The organism is Marinomonas maritima, assembly GCF_024435075.2.
GTDB classification, from domain to species: Bacteria; Pseudomonadota; Gammaproteobacteria; order Pseudomonadales; family Marinomonadaceae; genus Marinomonas; species Marinomonas maritima.
The window spans coordinates 695,293-714,898 of sequence record NZ_JAMZEG020000001.1 but is presented as its reverse complement, the minus strand read 5'-3'; the positions used below and the strand labels follow the sequence as shown (position 1 = coordinate 714,898).

At 43.3% G+C, this 19,606-nt stretch carries 19 protein-coding genes; 11 read left to right on the top strand and 8 right to left on the bottom strand.

What is annotated here, in order from left to right; genetic code table 11:
• Nucleotides 1-182: 182 nt before the first annotated feature.
• From M3I01_RS03500 to ectA, 3 genes are all read right to left on the bottom strand, one after another.
• Nucleotides 183-572 carry an ectoine synthase gene (locus M3I01_RS03500; protein WP_255894200.1) on the bottom strand — a complete coding sequence of 130 codons (390 nt, stop codon included), beginning with the start codon at nt 570-572 and terminating at the stop codon, nt 183-185.
• 147 nt (nt 573-719) lie between these two features.
• A complete protein-coding gene (gene ectB, locus M3I01_RS03495) occupies nt 720-2,033 on the bottom strand; it encodes a diaminobutyrate--2-oxoglutarate transaminase (protein ID WP_255894199.1) in 1,314 nt (437 codons plus the stop codon).
• 89 nt (nt 2,034-2,122) lie between these two features.
• Nucleotides 2,123-2,620 carry a diaminobutyrate acetyltransferase gene (gene ectA, locus M3I01_RS03490; protein ID WP_255894198.1) on the bottom strand — a complete coding sequence of 166 codons (498 nt, stop codon included), beginning with the start codon at nt 2,618-2,620 and terminating at the stop codon, nt 2,123-2,125.
• A gap of 443 nt (nt 2,621-3,063) precedes the next feature.
• Here ectA and M3I01_RS03485 point away from each other — a divergent pair, with 443 nt between their 5' ends.
• Nucleotides 3,064-4,422 (top strand): sodium-dependent transporter, encoded by a 1,359-nt coding sequence (locus M3I01_RS03485; RefSeq protein ID WP_255894197.1) that lies wholly within the window; start codon nt 3,064-3,066, stop codon nt 4,420-4,422.
• Nucleotides 4,423-4,516: 94 nt separating this feature from the next.
• Here M3I01_RS03485 and M3I01_RS03480 read toward each other — a convergent pair whose 3' ends face one another.
• Nucleotides 4,517-4,768: a DUF2061 domain-containing protein gene (locus M3I01_RS03480; protein WP_255894196.1), complete on the bottom strand. Its 252-nt coding sequence runs from the start codon at nt 4,766-4,768 to the stop codon at nt 4,517-4,519.
• Between the two features lie 86 nt (nt 4,769-4,854).
• On the bottom strand, nt 4,855-5,808 hold the full coding sequence (locus M3I01_RS03475) for a MerR family transcriptional regulator (RefSeq protein ID WP_275564918.1): 954 nt from the start codon (nt 5,806-5,808) through the stop codon (nt 4,855-4,857).
• A gap of 169 nt (nt 5,809-5,977) precedes the next feature.
• Here M3I01_RS03475 and M3I01_RS03470 point away from each other — a divergent pair, with 169 nt between their 5' ends.
• From M3I01_RS03470 to M3I01_RS03440, 7 genes are all read left to right on the top strand, one after another.
• The gene (locus M3I01_RS03470) at nt 5,978-6,988 is read left to right on the top strand and encodes an NAD(P)/FAD-dependent oxidoreductase (protein WP_255894195.1); all 1,011 of its coding nucleotides are present in this window, start codon (nt 5,978-5,980) and stop codon (nt 6,986-6,988) included.
• 31 nt (nt 6,989-7,019) lie between these two features.
• Nucleotides 7,020-8,000: a YbgA family protein gene (locus tag M3I01_RS03465; protein WP_255894194.1), complete on the top strand. Its 981-nt coding sequence runs from the start codon at nt 7,020-7,022 to the stop codon at nt 7,998-8,000.
• A 13-nt stretch (nt 8,001-8,013) separates the two neighbouring features.
• Nucleotides 8,014-9,426 (top strand): cryptochrome/photolyase family protein, encoded by a 1,413-nt coding sequence (locus M3I01_RS03460; protein ID WP_255894193.1) that lies wholly within the window; start codon nt 8,014-8,016, stop codon nt 9,424-9,426.
• 179 nt (nt 9,427-9,605) lie between these two features.
• Nucleotides 9,606-10,085 (top strand): MarR family winged helix-turn-helix transcriptional regulator, encoded by a 480-nt coding sequence (locus M3I01_RS03455; RefSeq protein ID WP_112137109.1) that lies wholly within the window; start codon nt 9,606-9,608, stop codon nt 10,083-10,085.
• Between the two features lie 278 nt (nt 10,086-10,363).
• Entirely contained in the window at nt 10,364-11,368 is a 1,005-nt protein-coding gene (locus M3I01_RS03450; RefSeq protein ID WP_255894191.1) for a glycine betaine ABC transporter substrate-binding protein, read from the top strand.
• A 127-nt stretch (nt 11,369-11,495) separates the two neighbouring features.
• Complete coding sequence (locus M3I01_RS03445; RefSeq protein WP_255894190.1) at nt 11,496-12,395, top strand: ABC transporter permease; 900 nt, start codon at nt 11,496-11,498, stop codon at nt 12,393-12,395.
• The gene (locus M3I01_RS03440) at nt 12,388-13,560 is read left to right on the top strand and encodes a quaternary amine ABC transporter ATP-binding protein (protein ID WP_255894189.1); all 1,173 of its coding nucleotides are present in this window, start codon (nt 12,388-12,390) and stop codon (nt 13,558-13,560) included. The genes M3I01_RS03445 and M3I01_RS03440 overlap by 8 nt, the downstream gene beginning before the upstream one ends.
• Before the next feature lie 87 nt (nt 13,561-13,647).
• Here M3I01_RS03440 and dapB read toward each other — a convergent pair whose 3' ends face one another.
• The 3 genes from dapB to pomA form a co-directional block, all read right to left on the bottom strand.
• Nucleotides 13,648-14,451, bottom strand: a complete 804-nt coding sequence (gene dapB, locus M3I01_RS03435; protein WP_255894791.1) for a 4-hydroxy-tetrahydrodipicolinate reductase — start codon at nt 14,449-14,451, stop codon at nt 13,648-13,650.
• Nucleotides 14,452-14,589: 138 nt separating this feature from the next.
• Complete coding sequence (locus M3I01_RS03430; RefSeq protein WP_255894188.1) at nt 14,590-15,582, bottom strand: flagellar motor protein MotB; 993 nt, start codon at nt 15,580-15,582, stop codon at nt 14,590-14,592.
• A 26-nt stretch (nt 15,583-15,608) separates the two neighbouring features.
• Entirely contained in the window at nt 15,609-16,364 is a 756-nt protein-coding gene (gene pomA / locus M3I01_RS03425) for a flagellar motor protein PomA (protein ID WP_255894187.1), read from the bottom strand.
• A gap of 172 nt (nt 16,365-16,536) precedes the next feature.
• Here pomA and M3I01_RS03420 point away from each other — a divergent pair, with 172 nt between their 5' ends.
• From M3I01_RS03420 to dxs, 3 genes are read left to right on the top strand one after another with little or no spacing between them, the layout of a single operon-like run.
• Entirely contained in the window at nt 16,537-16,779 is a 243-nt protein-coding gene (locus M3I01_RS03420; RefSeq protein ID WP_255894186.1) for an exodeoxyribonuclease VII small subunit, read from the top strand.
• Entirely contained in the window at nt 16,776-17,657 is an 882-nt protein-coding gene (ispA, locus tag M3I01_RS03415; protein ID WP_255894184.1) for a (2E,6E)-farnesyl diphosphate synthase, read from the top strand. Before M3I01_RS03420 ends, ispA begins: the two co-directional genes overlap by 4 nt.
• 50 nt (nt 17,658-17,707) lie before the next feature.
• On the top strand, nt 17,708-19,585 hold the full coding sequence (dxs, locus tag M3I01_RS03410) for a 1-deoxy-D-xylulose-5-phosphate synthase (RefSeq protein ID WP_255894789.1): 1,878 nt from the start codon (nt 17,708-17,710) through the stop codon (nt 19,583-19,585).
• The last annotated feature ends 21 nt before the right edge of the window (nt 19,586-19,606 follow it).

The window sequence follows — 19,606 nt, the reverse complement described above, 5'->3', positions numbered from 1 at the left end:
GGCTGCGGGAAAATTAAGCATTAATCGCTTTTTTAAAGCGCTCGAATTCCCCTAAATGACACATTTTAAACGCTTGATAGCGTTGTAATAAGGGTAGAAAAGGTGGGGTTCTGAATATTAAAAAATCGAGCTAAGCGCTTCCTATAAGAAGCGCTTTTTTATTTTTTCTAAAATGAACTACTTTATTCTAGAAGTTCGTAAGCGCCGTCTGAGTTATGCACTTCTTTGCCCGTAATTGGCGGGTTGAAGACACACGCCAACTTTAATTCTTTGAACGCTCTTAGTGTATGAGCATCATGCTTATCCAACACATACACAACACCCGGTTTAATATGGTGTTTCTGACCATCTTCACGGCTTTCTATTTCGCCTTCACCTGAGATGCAATACACAGATTCAAGGTGATTTTGATAATGCATATCAAAATCTTTGCCTTCGTAGATAGTCGTAATATGAAAAGAAAAACCCATATTATCTTCTTTTAATAGCAGACGAGTGCTTTCCCAATTACCATCTGGGGACACAACACGACGGTCAGTTTTTTCACATTCTGCTAAATCACGTGCAAACATTATTCTCTCCTTATGATCTTTAGATCGCTTTAAAGTATCGGCAAATAACAACCGAAAAAAGCTTGAGGTTTTGAACTTACTATTTATATCACTCAAGTATTCAATAGAAGCCGCCTTCATAAAAAGACGACTTATACTGAAATAGAACTAGCTCGCAATGTCGTAGTTTTCATCAAAATAGCTTTTCGCTTCAGGCATGTCGTCTTCTTTGGCACAGACTTCTCGAATAGCTTGTTCTAATATATCGATGCCTGTTTTCAACTCTTCATCGCTAATGATCAGAGGGCAAAGAAACTTAACCACTTGATCATCCGCACCTGAAGTTTCTATCATCAGACCATTTTGAAAACATTTTTTGGTGATTTTATTTGCCAATTCGCCACTAACACAGTTGATACCGCGCATCATACCTCGGCCTTGGACGATAAAGTTACCTTCACCAAACTCATTCACAATAGCTTGCGTACGTTGATGAATGTATTCGCCTTTACGTTTGATTTCTTTCTCAAACGCATCGTCTTTCCAATAGGTTTCAATCGCCACTTTTGCTGTAACGAACGCCAAGTTATTACCACGGAAAGTACCGTTGTGTTCACCTGGTTTCCATTCATCCAATTCTGGACGCATAAGAACCACGGCAAACGGCAAACCATAACCACTTAATGATTTAGACATAGTAATGATATCTGGCTTAATACCAGCGTCTTCGAAACTAAAGAAGGTACCTGTTCGACCACAACCTGCTTGAATGTCATCAATGATCAATAAAACACCATGTTTCTTACAAACGGCTTCTAGATTTTGCAACCAACCGTAGCTGGCCACGTTAATACCACCTTCGCCCTGCACGGTTTCTACAATGACAGCCGCTGGCATGTCCACACCACTACTAGAATCCGATAACACTTTATCTAGATATTCCGTCGTTTCAATGCCTTCACCTAAGTAGCCATCAAATGGAACCGTCGATACACCGGCGCCTAAGCTTAGACCCGCCGCCCCACGGTGATGTGAGTTACCTGTGACAGATAAAGCACCTAAACTACAGCCATGGAAACCATTGGTAAAACTGATAATGTTTTCACGACCCGTTACATTTCGAGCCAACTTAAGCGCGGCTTCAACCGCATTCGTACCGGTTGGGCCAGTGAACTGCATCATGTATTCTAAGCCACGAGGCTCTAAAATATATTTTTTAAAGGCTTCTAAAAACTCACCCTTCGCTTTGGTGTGCATATCCAAACCGTGAGTAATGCCATCTTCCATAATGTATTTCACTAACTCTTCTTTGAAAATCGGGTTGTTATGACCGTAATTCAAAGTACCTGCACCAGCCAAGAAGTCTAAGTATTTATTGCCTTCCTGATCATATAAATGTGCCCCTAGCGCGCGGTGAAAAACACGAGGAAAAGAGCGTGCATAGGATTGTACTTCTGATTCGATTTCTTCAAAAATTTTCATATTTTTATCGTCCTTTAAATTAATAAACAGTACTTAGAAGAAAAGTTGAGAGCGAAAGCGTGGCTTTCTAGCTCATCGCATTTTCTCTATTAGAGTGAAATGGGGCCGATGGTGACTAGCTGCTCGGTATCGTGCAATCCGTTAAAATGAATCTGTTTGTCAAACATCACAGACTCCTCTAAAGGCGCATCGAGCTGATCGGCTAAGCTTCGAAATAGGGCCCAAGAACCTTGGTTAGAAGCCGTAATACTGGTTTCGATGTAGCGCACACCCGAACAGTTGGATCGTTCAAGCAATGATGAAACCATTTTTTTTGCTAAGCCTTGGCCGCGTGCTTTTTCACTCACAGCCACTTGCCAAACAAATAATGTATCCACTTTATTGGGAAGAATATAACCCGATACAAAACCCACTAACTCACCACTATCAAAGCTCGCAGCGACAGAGGTTTCATTAAAATGACTGGCTTGCAATAAATTACAGTAAACCGAGTTTGTATCCAGTGGCGGACAAGATGCCACCAACTGATGAACCGCCATACCATCTATTGCACTAGGCTTATTAAACACAATTTTTTCTGAATTCATGATCATACCCATTAGAAAACAAAGTATTAAAATACGGCTAAATCTAAGGCCTTATTAGCAGACAATCACAGAGCAGCTGATTTATAAGCAATAAGAATAATGTAAAGTAGATTCAACTCAATATGATTTGATGTCTAAACATTATACGTGAAACTATAATCAAGTCTAGATATATATTTAGAGAACTAACCATTACAACCATAAGCTTACCTGCAGACCAGAACCTATAAAGGTTAACGAAATCATACGTATTAGAAGGAATTACGATAAAACATCATTTTTTGTTGCATATCCGCGACGAAATTCGGAAAATCCCGCCCCTATTCGGAGTTTTGCTGACTAATGCTCATTCATACAGGCTATGTGGATGTCGCAAGTATGGATAAAAAAGCTAACTCCGATTGCTGTTTATATAATTTGCTTTCAATAACTTAGAGATAACTATGACAAATAAAACATCTATCCAAGGTTCGTGGGCGAGCCGATGGATATTCATTTTAGCGGCAACAGGTTCCGCTGTAGGTTTAGGTAACATCTGGAAATTCCCTTACATCACAGGTGAAAATGGTGGCGGGGCATTTGTTCTAGTCTATCTGGCTTGTATTTTACTCGTTGGTATTCCGATCATGATGGCTGAAGTGTTTATTGGCCGCCGTGCTCGCAAAAACCCAATCAATGCATTAATGGATGTTGCAGAAGAATCTGAAGGTTCTAGGAAATGGGGCATCATTGGGGTAATGGGAATGCTGTCTGGCGTTTTCATTTTCTCGTTCTACTCTGTCGTAGGCGGCTGGGTTCTTCATTACATTAAAATCATGCTGACGGGTGAAATGGCCGACATAACATCGGACCAAGCAGGGGCAGCCTTTAGCGCCCTTCTTGCCGATCCTGCAACGCTATTAGGCTGGCACACCCTGTTTAGTATTATGACGATTGCGGTTGTAGCAGCTGGCATCAATAAAGGTATTGAAACAGCGACTCGCATTATGATGCCTGCCCTGTTCTTACTTTTGATCATTTTGTTGGGCTATGCAATGACAACGGGCGGCTTTAATCAAGGCTGGAACTTCATGTTCAATGTTGATTTCAGTAAATTGACATGGAACTCTGCTTTGATCGCGCTGGGCCATTCGTTCTTCACTCTCTCTTTGGGTATGGGAACCATCATGGCTTACGGTTCTTACATGACTAAGAATGCATCTATTGGCAAAACGGTACTGACTATTGGTGCATTAGATACGCTTGTTGCGCTAGTGGCTGGCTTGGCTATTTTTCCAATTATTTTTGCTAACGGTATGGATCCGGCTGCGGGCCCAGGCTTGATGTTTATTTCTTTGCCAGTTGCGTTTAGTCAAATGCCATTTGGTCAATTATTCGGGACTCTGTTCTTCGTACTCGTAGGCGTAGCAGCTTGGACTTCCGCTATTTCTCTATTAGAACCGACAGTCGCCTTCTTGGTAGAGCGCTTCAAAATGAAACGTTTGAGCGCTGCTATTGTACTTGGCATTTCGGTTTGGGCTTTAGGTATTGCTTGTCTAGGGTCATTCAGTTTTATGTCTGACGTAACCTTGTTCGGCAAAAATACATTTGATTTCTTAGATTACATCACTGCAAATATCATGTTGCCACTAGGTGGAATCTTGATTGCTTTGTTTGCCGGCTGGGTTGTTAAAGATAAGTTTGCAAAAGAAGAGTTAGAGATTTCTGGCACGCTTTACGCGTTGTGGAATATCTCAATGAAGTTCACAGCACCTATCGCTGTGGCGATTGTTTTATACTTCTTGATCAATCCATTGAAGTAACACTCGCGGATCTCCTTCACCGCTAACGCTCAGCGTTAGCGGTGCTTTCAAGGAGTTCAAAAACTGCACGATACAAGCACATACAAGCCTCTATTTACATCGCTCTTAGCGCATAGCTTTCGCCTACCGCTTGAAAACTTCCTGTAAACGTTTTTTCTTTCTCTATGTCTTTGTTTATTTGTTGTTTTTTATTCCAAAAAATCTCGTGGAAGTAATACGCCACGGTATTAATGGCTGGCTCAACGATGGCGACCAAGCCACCCACAATAAAACTTCCTGTGATTAAGTAAGCAACACTGAATGCGATGGTAAAATGCATAACAGCAAAACTGATTGTTTTAGTCATTTGAATCTCCTCGTTTAATATGAAAGTAGATTAAATGAGAATTATTAATATTTAAAATTTATTATAGATATCTATCTAATAGTTTTTTACTTTCCCAGTACCGTTTTCATAAAGGCAGTAACACCTTCAAGTGCCTCAGAGTAGACTTGTACATTACCTGCACGGGTCATATTTGACTCATGCGCTGATAACCAAAAACTCGCCCCAACAACGACGACAGGCCTTTGCCATTGTTGCATCTGATTGATCAAGTCAGACGCTTTCGCTGCCAATTCATTTTCACAAAAAACCAACACCGATTGAACTTGAGTTGTTTCAACAAATCTCGACCAATCATCGCTGTAATACGCATTAGGCAGTACGGTACAAGGAAATCCTTTATCAAGCATTATCGCGGCCGCCATATAGCACCATAAAACCCGTTGAGAGGTTAAACCTGTAATAAGCACCTTAGGCAAACCCTTACCCTGAGATTGCTTTTTCTGAGACTTTAAACTCATCACACGCGATACAAGACAGGACAGCAGAACCGATTCACAAAACGCCAATTCAGCACTTTTCCCTAATTGCTCGAAGCTTGGTAATAGCCAATCACGTACCGCGATTTCAGCAGGATATTGAGAAAATATCTGCTGATACATTTGCTCTATTTTATCTTCCTGAAACGCCTCTGACGCTTTCACTAACGCCACTTGCCACTCTAACCATTCATTCGAAAGCACGACGCCATCTGGAGCCACTTCTTGCTCCAGTAAGGCTCGCACTTTACTCACAGCGACGCCTTGTTGAATCCAACGCAATATACCTTCTACACGCTGCACATCACCTTGGTCATATAATCGGTGGCCTTTGCCTGTTCGTTTAGGCTTGAGTAATCCATAACGTCGCTCCCAAGCGCGTAGTGTCACTGAGTTCACGCCCGTTTTTAGCGATAACTCACGAATAGGAAAGTAGGCTGAGCTCTCTAAAAGAACCAGCTCATTCTCTGATTTTGACGTTTGCAGATCTGTTGTTTCCATATTTTGGTTCGACTGACTCATAAGCATTTCCAATAAATCATCATTCATCTAAGGCAATTCACCTATTGTGACCTAAACTTATACAACTGCCAAAAACTATACAAATATTTTTTTGTACAAGATAGTTGCTTTTCTTATACAAAATTATATATTGTATAAGAAAGTAACAAAGACACTGGGATGACATAAGATGAACACACCGACAAATCAGGCTCAGACACCCACATTCGATATCGCCATTATTGGCGCCGGACTAGCAGGCAGCTTGTGTGCGCACTTGTTGTCTCAATCTGATCAGACAGTTTGTGTGATTGATAAAAGTCGCGGCAGCGGTGGTCGTGCCAGTAGTAAAAAATTAGAGGGTGACATCAGTTGTGACTTGGGCGCTCCTTATATTTATGCAAAGCACGCAGACACATTAGCGCTATTTGAAGAGCTTACCAAAGCAAGCGTAGCCGCTCCTTGGAAGCAATTTAGTACAGCTGACGAACACGCTTTTGTCGGTGTGCCTAAAATGAGCGCAATAACGCGCCATTGGCTCAGTAATGCTACGTTTATCACTAATTCTCGCATCCATCACCTCGATCAAATATCACAAGATGAAGGTGACCAAACGCATTGGTTATTAAGAGATGATAAATATCAGCCTGTTGTCATTGCCAAGAAAATCATCATCACCGCTCCCGCACCTCAAGCTGCGGCGATGCTTGCGACTAACGAAAAATTGGCGGTGTTATTGCTCAGGGCCAACCAAGCTTGTGCAACCTACCAATCGCAATGGGCTATGTGGCTAGAAACAGAATGCAGTGATCTTAATGCGCTTATTGAGCTACAAAACTCGCCTATCGCTCGCATGATCAAAGACAACTACAAACCCATGAGAAACAGCGACAAAGTCGATCGCTGGGTTATACAAACCAACCCAGATTGGACAAAGCAGCACCTAGACACCGACAAAGAATGGATAACAAAAAAATTACTGCAAGCATTTTCCGAACAAACAGAACAACGCGTGTTAAAACATGGCGAACCGCATCGCTGGCTCCTTAGTCGGTTTCCTGAAAACAAAGGCAATAATAAATACGCATGGGCACCAGAACATAATGTCGGACTGGCCGGTGACTGGTTATGCCAAGGCGATGCAGAAGGCGCTTTGCTAAGCGCTCTTGCCCTAACAAATTGGATAAAAAACGCAAAATAAAGCACGTATTTTATTTTTGGAGGACATCAATATGCCACTTTTTTTGAATACACCAGACCAGCTAACACACAAAATCCCTGTTGGTATCAGCGCATGTTTATTGGGTGAAAGCGTCCGGTACAATGGCGGACACAGCCACTCTAACTACTGTGATAACGTGCTAAGCGAGTATTTTGACTATCAAAAATTTTGCCCTGAAATGGCAGCAGGATTTGGCACACCTCGACCAACATTACGCCTAGAAGGAGACCCAAATTCACCGAGAATGACGTTCTCTAAGAACTCCGATGAAGATGTTTCTGAAACTTTCATGGCGGCGTCTAATCAGTATCTGGAAAAGCTATCTCATTTAGACGGCTACATATTGATGAAAAAGTCCCCCAGTTGCGGCATGGAACGCATTAAGGTGTACCAAGAAAACGGTCATCCACACATGCAGAGAAGTGCAGGTTTGTTCACCAAAGAGCTGCAAAAGCGCTATCCATTATTGCCGATCGAAGAAGATGGCCGTTTAAATGATCCAATACTCAGAGAGAATTTTTTATTACGGGTTTTTACTCATCATGATTTTCGTCATAGTGTTGGGGAAAAACCAAAAATGAAAGACCTCATCGCCTTTCATAGCCGTTATAAATATATGGTTATGGCGCACTCTCAACCAGTTTATCGACAACTTGGTCGCCTACTGTCAGGTAATGACCCAAGGCCTGTCACTGAATTAAAAGATGCCTATTTTGAAATATTAATGACAACCTTATCACAACCAGCAGAACGTAAGAATCACTGTAATGTGTTGATGCACCTTGTAGGTTATTTAAAACATGCCGTCGATGTGTCGGTCAGAAAAGACATTCTGGATGTGGTCGAACAATACCGCCGCGGCGAAGTCAATCTTGCAACACCGATCACATTGTTGCGTCACTACTTAAAACACTACGGCAGCGAATACATTAACGAACAAAGTTACTTCATTCCATATCCATCGCCACTTGGCATTCGTAATACGGTATAAGGCAAACAATCCAATGAAAATAGAACATCTTGTTTGGCTCAGAAATGACCTTCGCTGCCTAGATAATCCCGCACTGCATTCAGCGTCTTTAGAAGCGAATGCCTTAAACAAAGGTATAGCGGTTGTTGTGACCGTCACGCCAACACAATGGTCCGAACATAATGAATCGGATGCCAAAACAGGTTTACGAGCAGGGCTTATTAAAACCTTAGCAAAGACCTTAGCAACTCTTGGGATTCCATTGCATATTATTAACGCAGAGACCTTTGATGCATTGCCCGATGCCATGACCGCGTTTTGCTTAGATCATGGCATCAAGCATCTTTGGTTTAATCGTGACTTGCCCATACACGAACAACAACGTGACCACACGGTTTGCGAACAGTTACACCTACATCAAATTAAGACTCATACTCTGCCTGCTGATCTTATCGTTCCTCAGGCGGTCTTTAGCCAGCAAGGTACGCCTTTTAAAGTCTTCACACCTTTTTTCAAACGTTGGCTCACACTGCTTGCCCAACAAGACATAACACCGTTACCGGCACCAGAGCCCCAAGCGGACCCACTGTCGGAGCCATCGCTAAACTTTACTTGGGAGAAACCTTTTCGGGAGGACTTATGGCCAGCGGATCATGATATTGCCAAGCAAAAACTCTGGCTATTCTGTCACCATAAAGAACGCCATTACCAAGAAAGCAGAGATTACCCCATGCAGCCTGCCACCAGCACATTATCGCCTTACCTAGCATTAGGCGCATTAGGGCCAAGACAATGCTTAGAAGCAATCATATACACTTGTAATCAAGAAGAACGACGCTGGCAGGACAGCATTTGGTTAAAAGAATTGGCGTGGCGCGACTTCTACCGTCAACTCATGGAGCACTTCCCTTTTCTTTCTATGAGCCGTCCTTTCAAACAAGAAACTAACGCCTTACTTTGGCGAAACAATGAAGCAGAATTTATGGCATGGTGTGAAGGTAAAACTGGCTTTCCCATTGTCGATGCCGCCATGCGGCAGCTTAATCAAACTGGCTGGATGCATAATCGTTTAAGAATGGTCACGGCAAGCTTTTTTACCAAGCTGCTTTTTGCAGACTGGCGAAAAGGCGAAGCGTACTTCATGCGTCAGCTTATTGATGGTGAATTTGCAGCAAATAACGGTGGTTGGCAGTGGAGCGCTTCGATCGGTTGCGATGCAGCGCCTTATTTTCGTGTTTTCAATCCAACCAGACAATCACAAACCTATGATAAGAGTGGCGATTTTATCAAACGCTTCGTCCCTGAGCTCGCAACGCTAGACGCAAAATCCATTCATAATCCAAGCCCTGAGCAGAGAAAACAGTGCGGCTATCCGGAGCCCGTTATCGATTATAAACCAGCAAGATTGGCCGCCATAGCCGCTTTTGATGAACTAAAAGGGCGATAATACAAAGCCTTTTTAACCAATAACGTCACGGTCTATTTTTACAAATTCGATTTTTCATGTTGACCTTTCTAAGATAGGAAAGTAAACCTATACTTTTAACTGTAATAACGTAAAACTTAGCTTTTACAGACTTCTACAAAACCATATAATCCGTAAAATTTTCTGGATCATTTATCACTATGTCTAATCCGCAACACCTACATGATGTTCTTGTTCACTTAAGGCGCATTATCCGAGCAACCGATCTACAATCCAAACGTGTTGTAAAAGCCTGCGGTTTAACAATTCCGCAAATCATGGTACTTCGTTCTATTGAAGAACTAGGTGATGTTACCGTTCGCCGTATTTCCGACAGTGTGTCATTAAGCCAAGCAACGGTTACAACGATTCTCAATCGTTTAGAAGATCGTAAACTGGTAGAGCGAGTCAGAGCACAAAAAGACAAACGTATTGTCAACGCAAGATTGACACCAGAAGGCAGAGCTATTTTGAGTACGGCTCCCCCTTTACTGCATGAAAAATTCATCGGTGAATTTGAATCGTTAGAAGGCTGGGAACAAACTCAAGTTCTTTCATCCTTGCAACGTATCGCTATGATGATGGATGCAGAACATATTGACGCGGCCCCCATGCTGGATATCAACCCTCCCCACGTTTAATTCTTCCCCCAATTTGACACCTAAAACTCGGCTCACTACGAATGTAAGCCGAGTTTTTTTATGCCTTTTTCATAACAAACGACCTAAATTTGACCATTTAGGAAAATAAGTTTCGTGCTTTAAAAAAGGTCTAAGAAATAGTCAAACTATTGTTTTATATGAATTTTAATGACTTCAACTCAAAAGGAGAATGACAAAGAAATTGATATAATTACTTAGACGTGTAAACTAAATGCAAATTACTTGCTAACTTTAGGCATCACAACAGGAACATAATAATGTATAAAAAAAGTATTATTGCGGGTCTTATGACACTCGCTGCAACCTCTTCTTTTGCTGCCACAGACAGTTGCGGTAAGGTTCAAATTGCTGATATGAACTGGAACTCAGCATCACTCATTGCCAATATCGATAAATTCATTTTAGAGCATGGCTTCGACTGTGATGCAGAGCTAATACCTGGCGACACAATGCCAACCAGTACCTCAATGATTGAAAAAAGCCAACCAGATATAGCGCCAGAAATGTGGACAAACGCGGTTCAAGCACTGATTGATCGTGGTGTAGCAGAAAAGCGTTTAAGTATCGCCGGTAGGTCATTATCGGATGGTGGTGAAGAAGGTTTTTGGGTACCAAAATACATGGTAGATAAAGACCCTTCTTTGGCGACAATTGAAGGTATAAAAAAGCACGCAAAAGAATTCCCTAACCCAGAAAATGATTCTGTTTCCGCTTTTTATGGCTGTCCTGCAGGTTGGGGTTGCCAAATCTCATCAGGCAATCTATTCACGGCTCTAAAGCTTGAAGAGGCAGGGTTTGAACTGATTGACCCAGGTTCATCTGCAGGGTTATCCGGTTCATTAAGTCGCGCCTATGAGCGTGAAGAATCATGGTTTGGCTACTACTGGGCACCCACTGCCATACTCGGCAAATACGAAATGGTAAAAGTAGACTTTGGCACCGGCATAGATAAAGATCACTATCTTAACTGTATTGCTGAAAACAGCTGTATGGAACCTAAAGTCACCATGTACCCACCCTCTCCAGTCTATACGGTTACAACAATGGAGTTCGCAAAAAGAGCCCCTCTGGCTTACGCGTACACCGCTAAACGTTCTTTCACTAATGCTAAAATGAACTCGTTGCTCGCATGGATGGAAGACAACCAAGCGGATGGCCAATATGCGGCTGAAAACTTCATGCTTAACAATAAAGATATTTGGTCTAAATGGGTCAACAAAGACATACAAGCCAAAATCGATAACGCACTAGAAAATCTTTAATCTATTTAGACAGTAACCTTAATTTATTAGACAGTAACTTTAAGACAGTAACTTTAAGACAGTAATAAGCCGTACTGCATCCAGCAGTATGGCTCCCTACTCCGTTTTACTCTTTGAGAACTAATTTATGACAGATAGCTCTTGGTTGACTGAGTTTCCAGATATGAGTCGGCGCGATCTCCTCACTATTAAACAAACGCTCGACGGCGCCTACCGCAACTTCTCCCGTGCTTATGGAGAATCCATTGAAAATTTCTTCAACCCACTTTTACACTTTCTCGTATGGTTTGAAAACCTGCTGATACAAACACCATGGTGGATTGTTTTAGCCGCGATTGTTGGGTTGGTGTATGCCGCTACACGATCTTGGAAATTGTGTGCTGGCGTGCTCGCCTCTTTCCTTGTTATTGGCTACTTCGGTATGTGGGAAGACACAATGCGAACCTTAAGCATCATTACCGTCTGTACGATTCTTTCTATCTGTGTGGGGATTCCCATTGGCATCTTGATGGCCAGATCAGACAGAGCCAGATCCATCATCACCCCACTGCTCGATATTATGCAAACGATGCCCGCTTTCGTTTACCTCATTCCTGTGGTTATGCTATTAGGTATCGGTAGGATCCCTGGTGTCATTGCGGTGGTTATCTACGCTATTCCTCCTGTTATTCGTTTGACTAACTTAGGGATTCGCCTTGTTAATAAGGAAACACTCGAAGCCGCCACCGCTTATGGTGCTACTCCGACCCAACGGCTTTTTGGCGTTCAAATTCCTCTTGCCATGCCAACGATTATGGCCGGCATCAACCAAACTATCATGATGGCGCTTGCCATGGTCGTTGTCGCTTCGATGATAGGGGTGAAAGGCTTAGGACAACCAGTATTGAAATCCATTACAAACCAATACTTTACCCTTGGACTATTGAATGGCCTCGCTATTGTAGCGCTTGCCATCATCTTTGATCGCGTTTCTCAGAGCTACGCAAAACGCGCACAAAAACACCTTGAAGGTAATGATAATGGATAACAACAGAGAAACATTAATCGAGATTGAAGGTCTATATCAAATATTTGGCTCTAATCCAAACGATGTATTACCTAAAGTAAAGGCAGGCGCGTCTAAAGACGAAATCTTAGCGGAAACTGGCCATACCATTGGCCTACAAGACATTAATCTGAAAGTAAAACGTGGTGAAATCTTCGTTATCATGGGACTGTCTGGATCAGGTAAGTCCACATTGATCCGCCATTTTAATCGTCTTATTGACCCAACAGCAGGCAAGATAAAAGTCAATGGCGAAAACATTATGGAACTGTCACCAAAAGATTTGATTACCTTTCGCCGCCATAAAATGGCCATGGTGTTCCAGCATTTTGGTCTTATGCCGCATCGCTGCGTGCTTGATAACGTTGGCTACGGTCTTCTTATTAAAGGCGAGAAAAGAGCAGAATGGAAACCGAAAGCAACAGAATGGTTAGAAACCGTTGGATTGGCTGGTTACGAAGATCAATACCCTTCTCAACTTTCCGGTGGTCAACAGCAACGCGTCGGTCTTGCTCGAGCGCTTTGCACCAATGCTGAAATCCTCCTAATGGACGAAGCCTTTTCCGCTCTTGATCCTCTGATCCGAAGTGAGATGCAAGAGCAACTTATGGAACTGCAGGAAAACTTACAAAAAACCATCATCTTCATCACTCACGATTTAGATGAAGCGCTAAGACTTGGAGACCGTATTGCTGTATTAAAAGACGGCAAACTGGTGCAAGTTGGCACTCCTGTTGATATCGTCCTAAAACCGGCAGATGATTACGTTAGAGCCTTTGCTAAAGATGTGAATCGAGCGAGAGCACTCACAGTGCAAACCATCATGACACCTGATACGGCTAAAATAGAAGGCAATACCGCAAAAGAAGTAAGGGACAGCTTCCCTCAAGACAAGGAATACACCTTTGTCTTCAACAGCGAAGGCTACCAAGGCGTACTGACTAAACAGAACTTAGATCAGCTACAAGATGACGACTTATTGAACGATGTTCTCATCCATGTAGAGCCTGTACGTCAAACAAACTTGCTGCAAAAGGTCATTCCACTCTCCCTTAATACACGCTTTGATTTGCCTGTAATTAATAAAAAAGGTGAATTAAAAGGGCGATTGGAAGCTAGTAAGCTAGCGGATGTTCTTTCGCCGTAAGTCTCTTTATTGATGACTATTGAGTAAAATAAAAATGGCCGCAAGCAGCGGCCATTTTTTGAGCATATGTTTACATCAACGTATGCATTACTCTTTCAAGTTAAGCACATCTTGCATGTCATACATCCCTGCTGGCTTGCCTGATAACCAACTAGCAGCACGTACCGCGCCTTTGGCAAACGTCATACGGCTACTGGCTTTATGAGTAATTTCAATGCGCTCACCTTCTGTGGCAAACCAAACACTGTGCTCACCTACGACATCGCCAGCACGAATCGTTTCAAAACCAATCTCTTTTTGCGTACGAGCGCCTGTTTGGCCTTCTCGACCATAGACCGCACATTCTTTTAGATCGCGACCTAGTGCGTCGGCAACGACTTCACCCATTCGCAACGCCGTACCTGAAGGTGAATCTACTTTATGACGATGATGAGCTTCGATAATCTCCACATCATAATCATCACCTAAAATTTGTGCCGCTGTCGCAAGCAACTTAAGCGTTAAATTCACGCCGACACTCATGTTCGGAGCAAAAACGACGGGAGTCTTTGCAGCCACTTCGTTTAGCTTGCCTTTTTCATCATCATTTAATCCGGTTGTTCCCACAACAATGGCTTTTTGATGTTGAGAGCAAAAAGCGGCATTCTCTAACGTTAAAGTCGGCGTTGTGAAATCAATCAGAACATCAAAATCATTAACACAGTCAGACAATGAAGCAACCGCAGCAATACCAAGCTTACCAATGCCAGCGATTTCTCCAGCGTCAGCACCAATTAAGCTGCTACCTGGCTTTAACACCGCTGCGCCCAAAGAAACGCCATCGGCGTCATTGATGGCTGTGATTAAATTTTTTCCCATGCGCCCAGAGGCGCCAATGACGGCTACTCGCATTTTATTTTCATCCTCAATTTTATCTGCGCAAACCATAGCAAAAAAACGCTCTAATCTCAGCATTAAAAATCCACAGAACCACCAAACAAACACAAAAAAGGAGCCGAAGCTCCTTACTAAACCTAAATTAAATCCAGATTAAAAAATCTCGTTCGGTCTCAATTCATCGACACTCTCTAGATCAAATTCAATCACACCATCTGTCGGAAAGCCGTCTACGCTACTGCGCATTTTTGGACGTGATGTATCATTTTGCTTAATGACAATTTCAACCCGTCGATTAGTTGCACGATGAAACGGTGTATCATTTGGCACCAAAGGACGCGTGTCTGCGTAACCTGTCACGGCAAATCGGCCTTGATCAAGTTGTCCTGTAGAAAACAACTCTTCTGCTACAGAAATTGCTCGAGCCGAAGACAGCTGCCAATTCGAGCGGAATCGACGACTGTCAATAGGCACACTGTCGGTATGGCCTTCCACAGATATCGTACCCTGAATCCCCACAAGCACGTCACGAATTAAATCAATAACGGGAATAAAATCATAATTCAGCTCAGCAGACCCAGACTCAAAGGAGCCTTGGTCTTTTATTCGAATTGTGATGGTCTCTTCTTGCGTTTCAATTTCGACGCTTCCTTTTGAAATTTCTTCACGCATCACAGACGCAATCATTTGAGCGTCGCCTTCTGTTTCCTGTATTTTTTTCTCTTTTTCAAGATCAGCATGGGACTTATCCACAAAGGTAACAGGTGAAGGAGAACCTGAATCACTCTGCTCTTTCAATTCGGCATCACCAGGCTTGCAGATTACTTCTAATGTATTTTCGGGGGTATTATCCGCTTTTTGCTTCACTTCATTAATCGGTGTGGGCTCTGGGCGACCAGGACTAAATTCTTGAGCAATTACCGACGTTCCCATCGGAATAGAGTCAGCTTGAACCTCGCGCTGTACACCAAATGCCGTCTTCAACGAGCCTGCAAGCTGCTTAAACTTGATGACATCCATTTCAGCGAATGACAGTAAAAGCACAAAGAAACACATCAACAAAGACATGAGGTCGGCAAAGGTTCCCATGTAAGCAGGTAAGCCCTCTACACATTCCGGACAATCTTGCTCTTCTTCATCACTCATGATCGAATCCGTTTACAACTAGCATATTATTCACGCTCAACTCGCTTACCTTCAGCCATATAAGACTTAAGGGCGCCATCCAAGACACGAGGGTTTTGGCCAGACTGAATGGCAAGCAAAGCATCTAAAATTAACTTTTGACATATTAGCTCTTCATCGGCTCGAACATTTAATTTTACCTGAATAGGTAAAAACACCATGTTCGCCATCATAGCCCCATACAATGTCGTTAAGAGCGCAACGGCCATAGCAGGACCAATTGCCTTAGGGTCATCCATGTTCGCCAGCATTTGCACCAAACCAACCAATGTTCCTATCATCCCCATCGCAGGTCCCACATCACCAAAAGCCTTGAATACTTTGGCGCCAGAGATGTGACGATAATAAGACTGATTCATATCTTGGGACAACTGGTTCTTCACCACGGTGCTATCATGACCGTCCACCAGCATTTGAATGCCTTTCGATAAAAAAGGATGACTTACCTCTTTACCTTCTAACGAAAGTAAGCCGCCTTTACGAGCCTCATCCGCTAAGCCGTAGATTTCATCAATTAAGGTATCCAGCGGAATACTCTTAAACATAAACGCTTTCGCTGCTACTTTCCCTGCACTAAGGAACTTAGCCAAAGGGTATTGCATCAAAACGACAAAGATAGAACCAACCAACACAATCAATATTGATGGGAGATTCAAAAACATCCCAGCTGATCCACCGACAAAAATGGCGGAGATAATAACTATAAAAGATCCAACAAGTCCTATTAACGTTGCGATATCCACACACGTCTCCTAACAAAAAGCTATAATCAACTGATACATGTGTATGATTCTATACGAAAGAAAGACCAAGAATCACATCTTCTTGCGAGATTTTTGTAATTTTCATTAACACGTCCTCGAACAATAAGCTTTTTTCTGTTACAAAACATAGATTCAAATAAGAGTAACCCCCATGTCACGAAAAACAAGTGTTCGCCATTTTGAAGAAAACCTCGGTGAATTAGATACGCTCGTCGTTCAGCTAGAGTCCAATCAACTTTCTCTAGAAGAGGCGCTAAAAGCATTCGAAAAAGGTGTTAAACTAAGCCAAGAATGCCAGTCAGTTCTCACCCAAGCTGAACAAAAAGTTCAAATCCTACTTGAAAAACAAGATGGTGAGCATCTAGAACCTTTTGATCCGGAACTCAATTCGTGACTTTAGACGATTTTTCCCTTTATGCTCGTCGTCGAGTAGACAACTATTTAACGCAGAATTTAAGCCAATACGCCCCCGCAGCACACTTACAAAGCGCTATGTCTTACAGCTTATTTAATGGCGGAAAGCGTGTACGACCTATGCTTACTTATGCGGCGGCATCACTGTTCGGTGAAGCCAACGATTTAACCGACGCCAGCGCGGCCGCGATCGAATCCATTCATGCCTACTCTTTAATTCATGATGACCTTCCGGCAATGGACGATGATGATCTACGCAGAGGAAAACCGACTTGCCATATACAATTTGATGAAGCGACCGCCATCCTCGCCGGCGACGCGTTACAGGCGTTTGCCTTCGAATTATTGAGCCAGACAGCACACAACAACACAAAAACTCAACTACAGTTGATACAAGAACTGGTTCACGCATCCGGTCGCCATGGCATGGTAACGGGGCAAATGATTGATTTATCCAATGTTGGAAAAAACATTGATATCAAAGCGCTAGAACAAATGCACCAGCATAAAACCGGAGCATTGATTCGAGCCAGTATTCGCATGGGAGCCATCAGTACCGGCGCTCACAACGAAAAAGACTTTGCCGCCTTAGACGCCTATGCCAGCGCCATCGGATTGGCCTTTCAAGTTCAAGACGACATCATTGATATCACCAGTGACACAACGACATTGGGTAAAACTCAATTCTCCGATGAAGAAGCAAACAAACCGACGTACCCCAAACTGCTTGGTTTAGAGGGTGCTCAGGCACTTGCCCTGAGTCTTCATGACCAAGCAATCACGTCAATTTCACCCTTCGGGGACGCCGCTCAACCTTTAGTTGAGCTTGCGAACTATATTATTGGTCGTAACCACTGATATACTTACCCGCTTTTTTAGATTAACTAAATGTGACCAAACCTGTGCCCATGTTCGAAGAGATACCTACTGCCAGACCTGACACACCGCTACTTGATCAAGTCGACTCACCAGCTGACTTGCGTGCCTTTAAAAAAGAGCAGTTGCCGGTGCTTGTCCGCGAATTACGCGAATTCATGCTCTATAGCGTAGGGCAAACTGGTGGGCATTTTGGCGCTGGGCTTGGCGTCGTAGAATTGACCGTTGCACTGCATTACCTTTACAACACACCAGAAGACCGCATTGTTTGGGATGTTGGCCATCAAGCCTACCCTCACAAAATCTTAACGGGCCGCCGCGAAGCTTTGCTCAATATTCGCCAAGAAAACGGTATATCCGGTTTTCCTAAACGCGATGAAAGTGAATACGATACTTTTGGCGTTGGTCATTCAAGTACATCAATTGGCGCAGCACTGGGTATGTCTCTCGCTGCGCGACAACTAAAAACAGGCCGTAAAGCCGTTGCTATTATTGGTGATGGCGCCATGTCTGCTGGTATGTCATTCGAAGCACTTAATCACGCGGGGGATGTTAAAGCTGACATGTTGGTCATTTTAAATGACAACGAAATGTCTATTTCGAAACCGGTTGGCGCATTATCCAGTTATTTTGCTCGCATTTGGGCAAGCAAAACCTATGACAATATTCGCAAAGGCGGACAGAAAGTCTTTTCTGGATTGCCTTCCGCTCTTGAATTAGCACGTAAAGCCGAAGAACACATGAAAGGCATGGTATCGCCGGGCATGATGTTTGAAGAACTCGGTTTTAATTATATTGGCCCTATTGATGGTCATGATATGGACCATTTATTAACAACCATCGCCAATTTAAAAGACCGCTCTGGCCCTCAGTTTTTACATGTCATCACCAAAAAAGGCAAAGGCTTTGAGCCAGCGGAAGGTGATCCAATCGGCTATCACGCTATTAATAAGATCGAGCCTGATCCAAAACCGAACAACGAAAAAAGCAAACTGCCGAAATACTGTAATGTCTTCGGAACTTGGGTATGTGATGCCGCCGAGCAAGACAACAGGCTTGTCGCGATCACACCAGCAATGAAAGAAGGTTCCGACCTTATTGAGTTCGCAGAGCGCTTCCCTGACCGATACTTCGACGTCGCCATCGCAGAACAACACGCTGTCACTTTAGCGGGTGGAATGGCTTGTGACGGCGTTAAACCGGTCGTTGCAATCTACTCAACCTTTCTACAGCGCGCATATGACCAACTTATTCACGATGTAGCCTTGCAAAACCTTGATGTACTGTTTGCCATTGATCGTGCAGGATTAGTAGGCGAAGACGGCCCGACTCATGCTGGCGTTTACGATTTGACATACCTACGTTGTATTCCAAACATGGTCGTAATGGCGCCGTCTGACGAAGACGAATGCCGCAAGATGCTGCAAACAGGCTATGAATATAAAGGCCCTGCCGCGGTTCGCTACCCTCGTGGAACGGGTCAAGGTGTAACGATTGAGCCGACGCTGTCGACGCTGGCTATTGGTAAGTCTCGTACCTTACGAACAGGCAAATCTGGCATTGTCATCTGTGGTTTTGGCCGTCCAACTTACGACGCACTGAACGCCGCCGAAACCCTAGATGCCACGTTATTAGACATGCGCTTTGTGAAGCCCATCGACGAAGCCGCCTTATTGGCGCAACGCGATGCCAAGCTTATCGTGACAGTGGAAGAGAACGCTATCATGGGTGGTGCAGGTTCTGCAGTAAGTGAGTTTTTACTGGCGAACAACATTACCATTCCAACGCTTCAACTTGGTTTACCGGATCAATATGAAGAGCACGCCAGTCATGCGTCTATGTTAAAACGCGTCGGACTGGATGCTGACGGTATTTTACTCAGTATCCAAGATAAACTAAAAAACAATTAATATACTCTTCTCATCATAAGG

Excerpts from the sequence above, each read along its gene's own strand:
- M3I01_RS03500 (WP_255894200.1), bottom strand. The coding sequence starts at position 572 with ATGTTTGCACGTGATTTAGCAGAATGTGAAAAAACTGACCGTCGTGTT.
- ectB (WP_255894199.1), bottom strand. The coding sequence starts at position 2,033 with ATGAAAATTTTTGAAGAAATCGAATCAGAAGTACAATCCTATGCACGC.
- ectA (WP_255894198.1), bottom strand. The coding sequence starts at position 2,620 with ATGAATTCAGAAAAAATTGTGTTTAATAAGCCTAGTGCAATAGATGGT.
- M3I01_RS03485 (WP_255894197.1), top strand. The coding sequence starts at position 3,064 with ATGACAAATAAAACATCTATCCAAGGTTCGTGGGCGAGCCGATGGATA.
- M3I01_RS03480 (WP_255894196.1), bottom strand. The coding sequence starts at position 4,768 with ATGACTAAAACAATCAGTTTTGCTGTTATGCATTTTACCATCGCATTC.
- M3I01_RS03475 (WP_275564918.1), bottom strand. The coding sequence starts at position 5,808 with ATGAGTCAGTCGAACCAAAATATGGAAACAACAGATCTGCAAACGTCA.
- M3I01_RS03470 (WP_255894195.1), top strand. The coding sequence starts at position 5,978 with ATGAACACACCGACAAATCAGGCTCAGACACCCACATTCGATATCGCC.
- M3I01_RS03465 (WP_255894194.1), top strand. The coding sequence starts at position 7,020 with ATGCCACTTTTTTTGAATACACCAGACCAGCTAACACACAAAATCCCT.
- M3I01_RS03460 (WP_255894193.1), top strand. The coding sequence starts at position 8,014 with ATGAAAATAGAACATCTTGTTTGGCTCAGAAATGACCTTCGCTGCCTA.
- M3I01_RS03455 (WP_112137109.1), top strand. The coding sequence starts at position 9,606 with ATGTCTAATCCGCAACACCTACATGATGTTCTTGTTCACTTAAGGCGC.
- M3I01_RS03450 (WP_255894191.1), top strand. The coding sequence starts at position 10,364 with ATGTATAAAAAAAGTATTATTGCGGGTCTTATGACACTCGCTGCAACC.
- M3I01_RS03445 (WP_255894190.1), top strand. The coding sequence starts at position 11,496 with ATGACAGATAGCTCTTGGTTGACTGAGTTTCCAGATATGAGTCGGCGC.
- M3I01_RS03440 (WP_255894189.1), top strand. The coding sequence starts at position 12,388 with ATGGATAACAACAGAGAAACATTAATCGAGATTGAAGGTCTATATCAA.
- dapB (WP_255894791.1), bottom strand. The coding sequence starts at position 14,451 with ATGCGAGTAGCCGTCATTGGCGCCTCTGGGCGCATGGGAAAAAATTTA.
- M3I01_RS03430 (WP_255894188.1), bottom strand. The coding sequence starts at position 15,582 with ATGAGTGATGAAGAAGAGCAAGATTGTCCGGAATGTGTAGAGGGCTTA.
- M3I01_RS03420 (WP_255894186.1), top strand. The coding sequence starts at position 16,537 with ATGTCACGAAAAACAAGTGTTCGCCATTTTGAAGAAAACCTCGGTGAA.
- dxs (WP_255894789.1), top strand. The coding sequence starts at position 17,708 with ATGTTCGAAGAGATACCTACTGCCAGACCTGACACACCGCTACTTGAT.